Origin of the sequence: Chitinophaga sp., from assembly GCF_036569125.1 — a bacterium.
GTDB lineage: Bacteria > Bacteroidota > Bacteroidia > Chitinophagales > Chitinophagaceae > Chitinophaga.
On record NZ_DATCRF010000226.1, the window covers coordinates 1 to 13175 of the forward strand.

Sequence of the window (13175 nt, forward strand, 5' to 3'; positions counted from 1 at the left end):
ATTTTACAATTTGCCACAGAAGAGCAAAAACAGCGTTACCTGCCCAAGCTGGCCACTGCAGAATGGATTGGCGCCTGGGGCTTAACGGAGCCCAACACCGGTTCCGATGCTATGAATATGAAGTGCGTAGCCAAACAGGATGGCGATCACTGGGTATTGAACGGCACCAAAAGCTGGATCACGCATGGTAAAAGCTGCGATGTAGCCGTAGTAATAGCCCGCAGCGGCGAAGTGCGCGACAGCCACGGCATGACGGCCTTTGTGGTAGAAAAAGGCACGCCCGGTTTCAGCGGCGGCAAAAAAGAGAACAAGCTGGGCATGCGCGCTTCAGAAACCGCAGAAATGATCTTTGACAACTGCCGTGTTCCGGCGGCCAATATACTGGGTGAGGTAGGAGAGGGCTTTATACAATCCATGAAAGTGCTGGATGGCGGCCGTATTTCCATTGCCGCTCTTTCCCTGGGCATTGCAAAAGGCGCGTATGAAGCAGCGTTAAAATATGCACAGGAGCGCCACCAGTTTGACCAGCCTATTGCCAATTTCCAGGGCATTTCATTTAAGCTGGCCGATATGGCTACACAGATAGAGGCTGCAGAAATGCTGACCATGCAGGCTGCTGATCTGAAACAGCGCGGGCAAAAATGCACCAAACAGGCTGCCATGGCTAAGTACTACGCCTCTGAAGTGGCAGTAAGAACCGCCAATGATGCAGTACAGATCTTTGGCGGCTATGGCTATACCAAAGACTTCCCGGTAGAGAAATATTACCGCGATGCAAAGCTGTGCACCATTGGAGAGGGCACTTCAGAAATACAAAAGATCGTAATTGCACGGGAGGCCCTGAAGGGTTAATTAATAATGAAGAATGAATAATTAATAATTAATAGGGTAGCAGTACAGCTGCTGGAAATAGCTAAAGCCTGGAAGGTCTTAGAGCCTTTCAGGTTTTTTTATTGAGTGATCAATTAAGATACACTTCATCATCATAATTATTTAACAATGCTCCATTCCCTTTCTGGTAAAGGCTTACAGACCGCAGCACCTATTAATTATTCATTCTTAATTATTAACTACTCCGCTTACAGCCCCGTACTACAAACTATTAATTATAAATTATTCATTATTAATTATCTTGGTTGTAGCAATATAAGTTCCTATGAGTTTTGAAGAAAAATTACAGCAGTATTTTCCAACTACGGAAAATGATATACCGGCAGAATACCAGCTGCCGGCAGAGATCCATCAGCGGGAGTATTTGTCTGGTGGTGAAATGAAACAATGGAGTGGCGATGTACATACTGTAGTATCTCCCCTGGGCATACGCACGGCCAATGGCCTGGAGCGTAAGGTAATAGGCTCCTATCCCTTATGCAGCGCCAAAGAAGCCATGGCTTCCTTAGATGATGCGCTGGCTGCATACGATGAGGGACGCGGCGAATGGCCTACCATGCCGGTGGCTGAAAGAATAGCCTGCGTTGAAAAATTCACCGGTAAAATGATCGAGCGTAAGACGGAAGTTGTAAAGCTCATCATGTGGGAAATAGGTAAATCCTATGCAGATTCCCTGAAGGAATTTGACCGCACGGTAGAATACATACATGCTACTATTGATGCGCTGAAGGACCTGGACCGCAACTCATCCCGCTTTGAGATCCAGCAGGGCATTATCGGGCAGATACGCCGTTCACCCCTGGGCGTAGTATTATGTATGGGGCCCTTTAACTACCCGTTAAACGAAACGTTCACTACGCTGATACCGGCGCTGATAATGGGTAATACCCTGCTTTTCAAACCTCCGAAACACGGAACCTTATTGCATTATCCGCTGCTGGAAGCATTCCGTACCTGTTTCCCTAAAGGCGTGGTAAATACTATTTACGGCCGTGGTAATGTGATCGTACAGCCCTTAATGGAAACCGGAAAGATCAATGTATTAACGCTGATAGGTTCCAGCAAGGTGGCTAACCAGCTGAAGAAAATGCATCCCAAGGTGAACCGCCTGCGGGCTATACTGGGGCTGGATGCCAAGAACGCCGCTATTGTTACGGATAAGGCAGATATTGACCTGGCAGTAAAAGAATGCGTGTTAGGCTCTTTATCGTTTAATGGTCAGCGTTGTACTGCCATTAAGATCATATTTGTGCACCGCCGCATTGCAGACAGCTTCCTGAACAAGCTCAGTGAAGCGGTAAGCAAGCTGAAAGTAGGTATGCCCTGGGAAAAAGATGTGTTCTTAACACCCTTGCCGGAGCCGCAAAAGCCGGCTTACCTGGAAAGCTGTATTGAAGATGCGGTGGCAAATGGTGCAAAAGTGATCAATGCCAATGGTGGTAAGGCTTATGAATCGCTGGTGTTCCCGGCTATTGTGTACCCGGTGAATGAGCGTATGAAGCTGTATAGCGAGGAGCAGTTTGGCCCTGTAATACCCGTTTTACCATTTGATGACATTACTACGCCTATTGAGTACCTGATCCATTCAGAGCATGGGCAGCAGGTAAGCCTGTTCACCAACAATGCGTCGGAACTGGCGTCTCTGATAGATCCGCTGGTGAACCAGGTAAGCCGGGTGAACATTAATTGCCAGTGTCAGCGTGGTCCGGATACTTTCCCCTTCACCGGCCGTAAAGACAGCGCAGAAGCTACTTTGAGCGTACCGGATGCATTACGTGCATTCTCCATCCGTTCGATGGTAGCTACCAAACAAACCGATGAGAATAAAGCCCTGATCAACAAAATAGTAAGCGATCAGACATCCAACTTTTTGTCAACAAAGTATATATTTTAAAATATATAATGTAAAAGATACGACAATTCATAACCGTTCACGGGTTTTGACAAAAAAATGAACAATAACCCTTAAGTGTTATGGAAGTATGAAAAAGGAATGTTAAATTTGGGTTAAGTCAATCACTCTTTACCTTTTATCAACCTAAACCCAAAACACAGACGATTGAAACACTTTTACGCAATCGAAAAAGCATCCTGACCAACAGGATGCTTTTTTACTGTGATACTTCTCTCGCCTCCCAATAACATACACGCTATAACCCGCTTCCAGCAAGGCTTTGACTTACCCGGTTTTAAAAATCCGTATTTCTACTGAGCTGCAGTTGAGCACTGCCCTGTAATTTTGCCACCATAATTATAACCCCAAAAAATATGCGTAAACTTCTGAAGTGGACCGGCATCACTGTTGGCGCCCTTGTGGGCTTGCTGTTGATTTTTTTCCTGGTCACCTATCTTTCTACCAATCGCCGTATTCACAAACAATATACTGTACAGGTAAAACCGCTGAATGTTCCTGTGGATTCTGCCATGCTGGCCTATGGCAGCCATCTGTTTGTTGTAAAAGGTTGTTTTGATTGCCATGGCCGCAACCTGGAAGGCAGGGTGTTTCTTAATGATCCCAAGCTGGGCGTATTTGCGGGATCTAACCTTACCAAAGGCAAAGGCGGTTTGCCGGCTGATTATGATGATAAAGCCTGGTTAATGGCCCTGCGCCATGGCTTAACACCGGAAGGTAAACCGCTGCTCATTATGCCCTCTTACGAATACGCCAAACTATCAGATTATGATGTGGCCAGCATTATTGCCTGGTGTAAAACGCAACCTGCAGTAGATCATGAGCTGCCGCCTGTACAGGTAGGGCCTTTGGGGCACCTGCTCACCTTCTTTGATAAAATACCCCTGTTACCGGCCGAAAAAGTAGACCATCACTACCAGGCGCCTGCTATGGTGAAAAAGGAAATTACGCCGGCCTATGGCAAGTACCTTTCTATTTCCTGTACGGGATGTCACCGTGATGACTTACACGGCGGGCCTAACCACGTACCAGGCGGTGTGCCGGTAGCCGATATTACCAGTAAAGGAAATTTGGGCAAATGGTCGCAGGAGCAGTTTATGATGGCTTTACGCACGGGTAGAACGCCGGAGGGCAAACAGCTGAATAATGAAGATATGCCCTGGCAAATGACCACTGCTTATACGGAAGAAGAATTATCTGCGCTTTATCTTTATCTGAGAAGCCTGTAGTATAAAAACAGAACATCCCGCCATAAAAAGCGGGATGTTCCTATTATGAAAAAAGTGCGGTCGTCTGGGTTTATCCATCCAGGAAATCATCGGCGGCTGCTACATCTTTAGCCGGGGGCTGCGGGTTGTCCATACCGGCAAACCATTTATCAACGGTATCGCCAATAAAGGGAGGCACTTTGCTTTTTACATAGTCGCGCATAACGGTAATAGCCTGCGTGGCCTGCTCTGCGCTAAGCCCTGCCTTTTCCTGTAGTTGTTGAATGAGATCCTGCATATAAAAATCAAAAGTAAAAAAGCAAAAAATAAACTCTTTTTAATTTTTGCTTTTTAAGTTTTTACTTACTAAGCAACTTTCAGTTTCACCAGGGGTGATTGTTCCAGTCTTTCCTGGGCATATACCTTGGTGAGGATAAATGTTTTTTCAGTAGTGGAAGGTAAATGGAACATAGCATCGCTCATTACCACTTCGCAGATAGAGCGAAGACCGCGGGCGCCCAGCTTAAATTCCATGGCTTTGTCCACGATATAATCCACGGCATCATCTTCTATGGTCAGATCAATGCCTTCTACCTTAAACAGTTTCTTGTATTGTTTGATCAGGGCGTTCCTGGGCTGGGTAAGAATGGCTTTCAGCGCATCCCGGTCCAGGGAGTTCAGGTAAGTTACTACGGGTAAGCGGCCCAGCAGCTCGGGTATCAACCCAAAGGATTTCAGATCCTGTGAGTTTACATAGCGCAGGATGTGCTTTTTGGTAGCTTCTTCTTTTTCCTTATCTACTGTAAAACCAATAGAGTGGGTTTGCACCCTTCTGCTAATGATCTTATCTACCCCATCAAAAGCGCCACCGCAAATGAACAGGATGTTCTGGGTGTTCACTTTGATCAGCTTTTGCTCCGGGTGTTTACGGCCGCCTTGCGGGGGCACCAGCACCTCAGTACCTTCCAGCAGCTTCAGCAATCCCTGCTGCACGCCTTCGCCGCTCACATCACGGGTAATGGAAGGGTTATCGCTCTTACGGGCTATTTTATCAATTTCATCAATGTACACAATGCCTCTTTCGGCTGCTTCCACGTCATAATTACATACCTGCAGCAGGCGGGTTAAAATGCTTTCCACATCTTCACCCACGTAACCGGCTTCGGTAAATACGGTCGCATCCACGATAGTAAAGGGCACATTCAGCAGCTTGGCTATAGATTTTGCCAGCAGGGTTTTACCCGTACCGGTTTCGCCCACCATTATAATGTTGGACTTTTCTATCTCCACCTCATCATCGCCTACCTGCTGGTTCAGCCTTTTGTAGTGGTTATACACCGCTACGGCAAGGATCTTTTTGGCGTCGTCCTGGCCAATCACGTATTCATCCAGGAAGGTCTTGATCTCCACAGGCTTAGCCACTTTGGGTACAAAGTGCGAGGGCGCTTTCTTGTTGTGCTGGAACAGCTCCTGCTCAATGATCTCCTGGGCATTGGCCACACAGTTCTCACAAATATGACCTTCTGCACCGGCAATCAGTATCTGCACCTCGTCTTTGGAACGGTTACAGAAGGAACAACGTATTTTGGATTCTTTCATCCGTAATGATTTATTTGTTTTTTCGCAGCTAGTGTAAGCCTACAAAGTTAGGCAAAATAGCAGGAACGGAAAAAAGGAAAGGAGAAACGGAGCAAGGCGCGCTTACCCCGTTTCTCCTTTATATCAGGTGAACGCTTATTGCGGCGTATTTTCCTGTTTTTTCTTCGGGTTCCGGTCCAGCACGTCATCGATAATGCCATATTCTTTGGCTTCATCGGCGGTCATCCAGTAGTCGCGGTCAGAGTCTTTTTCCACCTTTTTGAACGGTTGGCCGCAATGGGTGGCAATGATCTCGTTCAGCTCCTTTTTCAGCTTCACAAACTCGCGGGCAGTGATCTCGATGTCAGAAGTCTGGCCTTCTGCGCCGCCGTGCGGCTGGTGGATCATTACGCGGGCATGTTTCAGTGCGGTACGTTTACCTTTTACACCGGCTACCAGCAGTACAGCGCCAAAAGAGGCGGCCATACCGGTACAGATCGTTGCCACTTCGGGGGAAATGATCTGCATGGTGTCATAAATGCCTAAACCGGCATATACGCTGCCACCGGGGCTGTTAATATACATCTGGATATCACGGTTACGGTCTGCTGATTCCAGGAACAGCAGCTGGGCCGTGATCACATTTGCTACATAGTCGTTGATCGGATCGCCCAGGAAAATGATGCGATCAGCCATCAGACGGGAGAACACGTCCATCTGCGTTACGTTCAGCTGACGCTCCTCGATGATGTAAGGGGTAAGCGAGTTCAACTGGTGACGGGCATAGCTATCTACTACCAGGCTGCTGATTCCACGATGTTGGATCGCATATTTTCTAAATTCGTTATTCATGTTCATGATGGTGATGTTTATGAGGTAATTTAGCAAATTCTTCGGCTGTTATTTCCTCTTCTTTAAGATCCACCTTCGTTTCTGCCCAGTCAAACAATTTCTGGGTTACCATTTCGCGGTAAGTCTGGTCCACGAATTTTTCGTCCTGCATCAGGCGGTCCAGGTAGCTATCCAGCCAGTCGGCCCCTTCTAAAGCAGCGCCGGCGCCATAATAGCCCAGCAGTTTTTGTTTGGCGCTCTCTTTCAGTTCTTCGAAAGATACGTCCAGTTTATTATCGCGGATCAGTTTATCACTAATAAGCGTCCAACGCAGTTGATGATCAAAGTTCGGATATTCTTTTTCGGCTTCTTCGGCAGTCTTTGGCTTTTCGCTACCGGTTTGCAGCCAGCGTTTCAGGAATTCTTTGGGCAGCTCCATAGGCGTTTCATGCACCAGCACTTCAAACAGCTCGTTGTGCAGGCGGTTACGGCTTTCGGAATCCCAGTATTTTTCTATTTCACTTTTCAGTTTTTCCCGGAAAGCGGCTTCGGTAGTGATCTCTTCATTCGGGTATACCTCTTTAAAGAACTCTTCGTTCAGCTCACGCTTTTCGATCAGGCCCAGTTTGGTAAGGGTCAGCTTAAAATATTTCTGGGCAGCTTCTTTATCCTGTGCATCAAAGCCCAGGTCTTTCAGGATCATGCCCAGTCTTTCTTCATCAAAAGAAGTAGCCAGCTGGAACACAATGCTGTCGCCTTTTTTCTTGCCTTTCAGCTGTTCCTGGATGGCAGGAGAGAAGAATTTCAGCAGCAGGGAGTTATCTTTTTTGATACCGCCTTCTACTACATTGCCCTGTGCGTCGCTTTCTTCAAAAGTGATGCTCAGTACATTGTCTTCATTATCAATTACTTCCGGCTCGTTCATTTTACCGCCTTTCAGCTGCAGGCGGCTCACTTCCTCATCCACCTCTTTTTCGGTGGCCTTGATCTTATATTTAATAAGGGAGGTTTTGCCGGATTCCAGGGGAGATACTTCAAAAGCAGGTTTCAGGCCTACTTCAAAGTCAAATGCGTATTCGGAGGGTTGATTAAAGTCCAGGTTCTTGGCTTCTTTGTCCATAGAGATAGGCTGGGCAAAGATCTCCAGCTTTTCATTCTGTAAGTAGCCGGTCAGCTCTTTTTCCACGGTTTTCAGCACTTCATCGGCAAACAGGGCCGGGCCGTGCATCTTCTTCACCATACCAGCGGGCACCATTCCTTTCCGGAAACCGGGGATATTGGCGGATTTGCTGAATTGTTTTACCGCTTTGTCAAAATTAGGAAGGTAATCTTCCTGGCTCACTTTCACAGTGATCTTATCATTCAATAAACCGATGTTTTCTCTGGTAACGGTTGCCATAATAATTATTAATAAAAATGTTCTTTATGAAGCAATAATGATTCCGTGATTATATTTCTGCCATGAAGTCACAAAAGGCACGAAGGAATGGCAGCAGGGAAAGAAGTACTGAGTGACTTAGCGCCTTTATGGCAAAAGTATTAAAATGTGCGAATGTGCAGATATGCAAATATGCAGATGGTTGAATGGGTTTCATTGCACATCTGCATACCTGCACATTGGCACATCGAATGTGCGGGTGATAGGACTCGAACCTACATGCCGTGAAGCACCAGATCCTAAGTCTGGCGTGTCTACCAATTTCACCACACCCGCGTCTTTTACGCTGCAAAACAGGAAAAGGACTGCAAAGGTATTATTTTTTAGGAATTAAAAAAATGGAAGATGAAGGTGCTGAGAAGGGGCATTTATCCTTCCTTTCTCCCCCAGATCTTCCCTACCGCATCAGCATACGCTGCGCCTATGCTGATAGAGGCCTGCTGTATGTACAGGTAGTTCCGGTCTATACGCTCCACTTTACTGTTGGCCACAATAAAGAAGCGGTGCACCCGGGTAAACAGGGTAGGCGGCAGCAGGTCCAGGGCTTCCTGCATGGAAAGGCGGGATATGACCTTCCGGTCCTTCAGTACAAAATTCACATAGTTGCCGGCGCTTTCCAGGTACAGGATCTCATCCAGCCGGATCTTGCATTGCTCATAGCCGCTTTTAATAAAAATGTAATCAGGTACATAGCCGGCGGCGGTGCTTTGCTGCTTTAGCTGCAGCAGGGTATGGGCCTTATTGCAGGCTTTCAGGAAACGGGTCAGGGAAAAGGGTTTCAGCAGGTAATCAATAGCATCCAGCTCAAAACTTTGCACCGCATGTTCCGAGTAGGCGGTGGTAAAAACCACCATGGGCGGGTTGGTAAGGCTGGTCAGGAAATCAATGCCGGTGATGTCCGGCATTTTAATGTCCAGGAAAAGCAGGTCCGTACGCTCTTTATTCAGGTGCTCCATGGCCTCAAAGGCGTTGGTGAAAAGCCCCTTTACTTCCAGGAACGGCACTTTTGCCGCGTGTGAGCGGATCACGGACAGCGCCACCGGCTCATCGTCTATGGCAATAGCAGTCAGCTTCATACCACGTTGTTTTTCCGGTAGCCAAGATACACATTATTATAGTCCACCAGCTTATCATATTCGCCTTTGGGCATCAGCAGCTTACTAAGCAGGGGCATTACTTCTATGAGGGTTATGATCAGCACAATCAGGCGGTACCGCTGCCGCAGGGGGGCATGTTCTGCGGTTAGCTCCTCCAGGGCTTCTGTTTGCGCCAGGAACCCGTCTGTTAAAGAGGCTACATATACTTTTTCCTTGGCCTGGTTCTCTTTCCACTGGTCGGCCAGCTGGGTTTGGCGTTCCTGCAGCTGTGGCGCCAGCTGGCGGCGCAGGTCCGTCAGCTCCTGCTCTGCTTTCAGGTATTCCGTTTTCTTTACCCTGGCAATGGCCGATTCCCCGATCTTGCCCGAGCCGCCGGTGCCGTCTGTTTCCTTAATATAATCATCCTTATAGCCTTTTACCTGTGCCTCTTTTTGCTGTAATTGCTGCTGCCATTGCTGCAGGTCTTTTTCCAGGCTGGTAGTATGTTCTGCATTCAGGGTAGCCAGCTCGTTACGGAATTTTTCCAGCTTGCCCTGCCGGTTCAGCACCATCTGGGCCTGAATGTCTTTCCGGAACAGCAGTAAGATCACCGGCTGGGAAATGAACAGGCCAATGGTAAAGGCCAGGCATAAACGAAAGGCCACCGGTAGGAACTTCCGGCGGCCTGAGCCTGACATGGCCGTTATCAGGCTTCGATCAATACTAAGGATGGCGAAACCAAAGAAAAATGCCAATCCAGCAATGACCATTTCATCTTCTAGCACGGTTGAAAAAAAGTATCCCCAGGCCAGGGTGGCAAACAGCCAGGTAACGAGTACGGATATACCAATAATGCGGTACCGCTCCTGGTCTGCCCTGCAATCTTTTAATATGGTAATGTCTGCGGCAGCTAACCACCAGAGGAATTTGCTGATGCCATCTGCAGCAGGCGTATTGTTAACGGGTGTTTGTTCCATTGGAAGCGTATCAGAATACATGAATGGTCAGGTGCACAAAATATTCGGTAGCTGTTTGGCGTATGTTCAGCTCATGCCGTTGCGGGTACAACAGGCTCAGTCGGTCACGTACATTATTAAGGCCAATACCGGGACCTCTTTCTATATCATTGTCCGGGCGGGCATGCGTGGTGTTGTACACATCAAAGTAGATCCGTTCTTTATCGCAGGAAAGAGAGATGGCGATCTTGGAGCGGTTGCGTAAGCTGATGCCGTGTTTAAAAGCATTCTCCACAAAAGGGATCAGCAGCATGGGCGCAATGGCATGCTCGCAATGGTCCTCGTTAATGTTCACATCGATCTGTATATCCGGCGATGCCTGTGTGCGCAGGCGTTGCAGGGCAATGTAATTGTGCAGGTAAGCTACTTCTTTACGCAGGGCTATTTTTTCCTGGTGGTTCTCATCCAGCATAAAACGCATCATATCGCCCAGCTTCTGAATGCCTTCGCTGGTGTTCAGTGCATTTTCCTGTAAGGCCGTGCCGTATAAGGTGTTCAGGGCATTGAACAGGAAGTGCGGGTTGATCTGCGAGCGCAGGAAATCCAGGTCGGCTGCGGAACGGCCCAACGCTTTCTGCAGGTTCAGCATAGTAGCTGTACGGTTTTCACGGGCCATATACAGCCACCAGGTAACCGGCAGCAGCACCAGTAATTGCACGGTAAATAAGCCGAACATCAGTGCAAGGGTTTCTTCCGGGCGCCCCTGCCGTATAGCCAGCGCTAATAAGAATATGGTAAAGCCGCCAATAAAAGAGGTCAGAAAAATATCGCGGGCCAGGATCCATTTACGCAGGTGTATCTTTTCATACCGCGGAAAGATCTTTGTATACCAAACATACCCTACTGCTGCATAATACGGCCCGCCGCAGGCCACCAGTATAAATAAGATGCGGGAGTGTATGCCAATGGCAAATACCAGCAGGGCTATCCATGCAGCTACTGCTATAAAAGGCTCGTTCATAAGAAGCCTGCGCCCGCGTACATATTGAAAATACAGGTGTTTGCCGGCATAATACACTACGTATATGATGGTATAGAACATGGTGGTGCTGAAAGCCGATTTGGCAAAGTACATATGCGCACCCCTTATAGAACTATACACGCCGAATAGGTAACCATAGGAATAAGAATAAGCCACCATAATACCCGTGAACAGTATCAGCACAGTAGCGGCTAACAGCAGCAGGCCCGGCAACCAGCGCTGCTGTTCCAGGAAAATGGGTACTATAACCATATTAGTGAAAAGAAAAGCCGCGTATACCAGGGTAATATGCGCCAGGGAAGGCAGCAGGTAATGAATGTAATAGTCAAACACCTGGTGGTATTGGTGAAATTTATAGCCATAGGAATGCTGCATTTCAAATACGTTATCAGTAACGCTCCGGAATAACAGCGGGAATATCAGCAGCAGGAAAATAGCCGTTACTGCGCCGAATTCTAACTTCTTAAAAGAGATCATGGGTAGAAACTTTCAGCAATGATAATCATCTCTGCAAAGTGCTTTCCTGAAATGGGATGAAAAGCCGGGAAAATGGGATGAAAACCGGAAAGGCGCAGCGCGGCGGTACGGCTTTTACGGTAGCGTAGCGGCTTTTCCGGTATGGTTCACAAGCGGTTAGCCAAACGGCAAAAAGAAAGTTGATCCCAGGAGATATTTTAAATAAATGAATACGAAAAACAGCGAAATTTGTCGTAACTTTTTTATACCCAAAACCAGACCTATATGAAACCCATAACTCTACTCAAACTCTTTCTCTTTTGTTGTCTATTAATGTGTTTTACTGCGCAGGCGCAGCATAAAAGCGCTGCCTATGCCATTACTGCCGATTCTATTGGTGGATTGAACTGGAATGTAATGCGCGTAATAGACATTAACAGCGGCTCCGCTATTAACCAGCTGGGCAAAGCGCCTGCCGCACCGGCAGCTGCCCTGCAGGCTAAAGTGAATGCCAATGCAGGCCGTGTTGCGGCCTGCGCATTTGATAAAGCCACGCACCGCCTGTTCTTTGCTACCATGCAAACCAACCAGCTGTATGCAGTGAACCTGAACACTGTGGGCAGCACACCCGTTAAAGTGGCTGACCTGAGCTTTAATGATCCTTTTGTAAGCCATCCGGAAGAGAATAATATAACCCGCATGGTTATAGGTGCGGATGGCAATGGTTATGCACTTACCAACGATGCGGACCACCTGTTTGTATTTGCCACTACCGGCCAGCAGGTACGTTTCCGCGATATGGGCAGCCTGAAAGATGCCGCTTCAAATGGCACCAACTCCATTCACGCATTCTGCACCGGCTGGGGCGGAGACCTGGTAGCGGATAAATACGGCTTCCTGTACCTCATTAATATTTACAACAAGGTGTTTAAGATCGATGTAAGTAAAATGGAAGCTACCTACACCGGCACCATCCAGGGCCTGCCCGCCGGTTTTTATACAAATGGCGCCGCAGTGAATGATGACGGGCAGATCATGCTGGGCTGCTCTACCGCCAGCAAAAGTTATTACCAGTTTGACATCACTTCCATGACGGCAACGGCTTTACCTAACCAGCATAATGATGTGTACAACGCATCTGACCTGGCCAGCGCTAACCTGCTGTTCCAGGATAAGGGCAGGGATATTGTTGCTGTTTCACCGGATAAAATGGATATTAATGGGGATGACATTTCCATTTGGCCTAACCCTGTACCAGTGCAGGGAAATACCTTTAATGTAGCTTTTAATACGCTGGATAAAGGCGATTATATTATTCAGCTGGTGGATATGGATGGAAAAGTAGTAGCCAGCAAACCGGTGAAATTAGGCTCCAAACGCCAAACGATCGCCATTAACTACGGCGGCGGCATTTCCGGTGGTTTGTATGTGGTACAGGTGCTGAACAGCAGCAATGTTACTAAAACAGCCAGGAAGATCTTTGTGCTGTAATTGAGCGCAGGACTATAAAAACAGCGGAGGGTTGCAGTGCACTGCAACCCTCCGCTGTTTTTAAAAGATGATCCGTTAACTATGCCGCTACCTTGGAAACTGCCACATCACCCTTCACGAAAAGCTTGCTCACAAAGCGTTTACCCAGAGTAATGAAGGGCTTTTCTATAAACAGGAAAAGCAGGTAAGATATAATGAGATTGGCTGCCAGGAAAATACCAACCGCCAGCAATGCATTGGCTACTTTACCCAGTGGTGAATAGGTAATAACCATACGGATAATACCCGGCATCAAT

The 13175-nt window shown here is 47.5% G+C and carries 12 protein-coding genes and 1 tRNA gene; 4 read left to right on the forward strand and 9 right to left on the reverse strand.

Annotated elements, in window-relative coordinates:
* The 3 genes from VIM87_RS08020 to VIM87_RS08030 all read left to right on the forward strand — a co-directional run.
* Nucleotides 1-852 (forward strand): acyl-CoA dehydrogenase family protein (locus tag VIM87_RS08020; RefSeq protein ID WP_331996479.1); only part of this gene is annotated, 852 nt, incomplete at its 5' end.
* A gap of 304 nt (nucleotides 853-1156) precedes the next feature.
* On the forward strand, nucleotides 1157-2785 hold the full coding sequence (locus tag VIM87_RS08025; protein ID WP_331996480.1) for an NADP-dependent glyceraldehyde-3-phosphate dehydrogenase: 1629 nt from the start codon (nucleotides 1157-1159) through the stop codon (nucleotides 2783-2785).
* A 374-nt stretch (nucleotides 2786-3159) separates the two neighbouring features.
* Nucleotides 3160-4032, forward strand: a complete 873-nt coding sequence (locus VIM87_RS08030) for a c-type cytochrome (protein WP_331996481.1) — start codon at nucleotides 3160-3162, stop codon at nucleotides 4030-4032.
* Nucleotides 4033-4102: 70 nt separating this feature from the next.
* On the opposite strand, the gene VIM87_RS08035 is transcribed toward VIM87_RS08030, so the two are convergent.
* From VIM87_RS08035 to VIM87_RS08070, 8 genes are all read right to left on the reverse strand, one after another.
* The gene (locus VIM87_RS08035) at nucleotides 4103-4309 is read right to left on the reverse strand and encodes a hypothetical protein (RefSeq protein WP_331996482.1); all 207 of its coding nucleotides are present in this window, start codon (nucleotides 4307-4309) and stop codon (nucleotides 4103-4105) included.
* 68 nt (nucleotides 4310-4377) lie between these two features.
* A complete protein-coding gene (gene clpX / locus VIM87_RS08040) occupies nucleotides 4378-5610 on the reverse strand; it encodes an ATP-dependent Clp protease ATP-binding subunit ClpX (protein ID WP_331996483.1) in 1233 nt (410 codons plus the stop codon).
* 135 nt (nucleotides 5611-5745) lie between these two features.
* A complete protein-coding gene (gene clpP / locus VIM87_RS08045; protein ID WP_089920244.1) occupies nucleotides 5746-6447 on the reverse strand; it encodes an ATP-dependent Clp endopeptidase proteolytic subunit ClpP in 702 nt (233 codons plus the stop codon).
* Nucleotides 6434-7819, reverse strand: a complete 1386-nt coding sequence (gene tig / locus VIM87_RS08050; protein WP_331996484.1) for a trigger factor — start codon at nucleotides 7817-7819, stop codon at nucleotides 6434-6436. The genes clpP and tig overlap by 14 nt, the downstream gene beginning before the upstream one ends.
* Nucleotides 7820-8052: 233 nt before the next feature.
* Nucleotides 8053-8134 (reverse strand) — tRNA-Leu (locus tag VIM87_RS08055).
* 92 nt (nucleotides 8135-8226) lie between these two features.
* A complete protein-coding gene (locus VIM87_RS08060) occupies nucleotides 8227-8934 on the reverse strand; it encodes a response regulator transcription factor (protein ID WP_331996485.1) in 708 nt (235 codons plus the stop codon).
* Complete coding sequence (locus VIM87_RS08065) at nucleotides 8931-9911, reverse strand: DUF4407 domain-containing protein (protein ID WP_331996486.1); 981 nt, start codon at nucleotides 9909-9911, stop codon at nucleotides 8931-8933. The genes VIM87_RS08060 and VIM87_RS08065 overlap by 4 nt, the downstream gene beginning before the upstream one ends.
* Nucleotides 9912-9921: 10 nt before the next feature.
* On the reverse strand, nucleotides 9922-11409 hold the full coding sequence (locus VIM87_RS08070; RefSeq protein ID WP_331996487.1) for a sensor histidine kinase: 1488 nt from the start codon (nucleotides 11407-11409) through the stop codon (nucleotides 9922-9924).
* Nucleotides 11410-11673: 264 nt separating this feature from the next.
* Between VIM87_RS08070 and VIM87_RS08075 the strand changes: the two genes are divergently transcribed.
* Nucleotides 11674-12879 (forward strand): T9SS type A sorting domain-containing protein, encoded by a 1206-nt coding sequence (locus tag VIM87_RS08075; RefSeq protein ID WP_331996488.1) that lies wholly within the window; start codon nucleotides 11674-11676, stop codon nucleotides 12877-12879.
* Between the two features lie 79 nt (nucleotides 12880-12958).
* Here the strand turns inward: VIM87_RS08075 and VIM87_RS08080 are convergent.
* Nucleotides 12959-13175, reverse strand: a 217-nt coding sequence (locus tag VIM87_RS08080) for a hypothetical protein (protein ID WP_331996489.1), incomplete at its 5' end; no start/stop codon positions are given.

Bases quoted from the DNA above. Each gene is read 5' to 3' on its own strand.
- VIM87_RS08065 (WP_331996486.1), bottom strand. From the start codon at position 9,911: ATGGAACAAACACCCGTTAACAATACGCCTGCTGCAGATGGCATCAGC.
- VIM87_RS08035 (WP_331996482.1), bottom strand. From the start codon at position 4,309: ATGCAGGATCTCATTCAACAACTACAGGAAAAGGCAGGGCTTAGCGCA.
- VIM87_RS08060 (WP_331996485.1), bottom strand. From the start codon at position 8,934: ATGAAGCTGACTGCTATTGCCATAGACGATGAGCCGGTGGCGCTGTCC.
- VIM87_RS08075 (WP_331996488.1), top strand. From the start codon at position 11,674: ATGAAACCCATAACTCTACTCAAACTCTTTCTCTTTTGTTGTCTATTA.
- tig (WP_331996484.1), bottom strand. From the start codon at position 7,819: ATGGCAACCGTTACCAGAGAAAACATCGGTTTATTGAATGATAAGATC.
- clpP (WP_089920244.1), bottom strand. From the start codon at position 6,447: ATGAACATGAATAACGAATTTAGAAAATATGCGATCCAACATCGTGGA.
- VIM87_RS08070 (WP_331996487.1), bottom strand. From the start codon at position 11,409: ATGATCTCTTTTAAGAAGTTAGAATTCGGCGCAGTAACGGCTATTTTC.
- VIM87_RS08025 (WP_331996480.1), top strand. From the start codon at position 1,157: ATGAGTTTTGAAGAAAAATTACAGCAGTATTTTCCAACTACGGAAAAT.
- clpX (WP_331996483.1), bottom strand. From the start codon at position 5,610: ATGAAAGAATCCAAAATACGTTGTTCCTTCTGTAACCGTTCCAAAGAC.
- VIM87_RS08030 (WP_331996481.1), top strand. From the start codon at position 3,160: ATGCGTAAACTTCTGAAGTGGACCGGCATCACTGTTGGCGCCCTTGTG.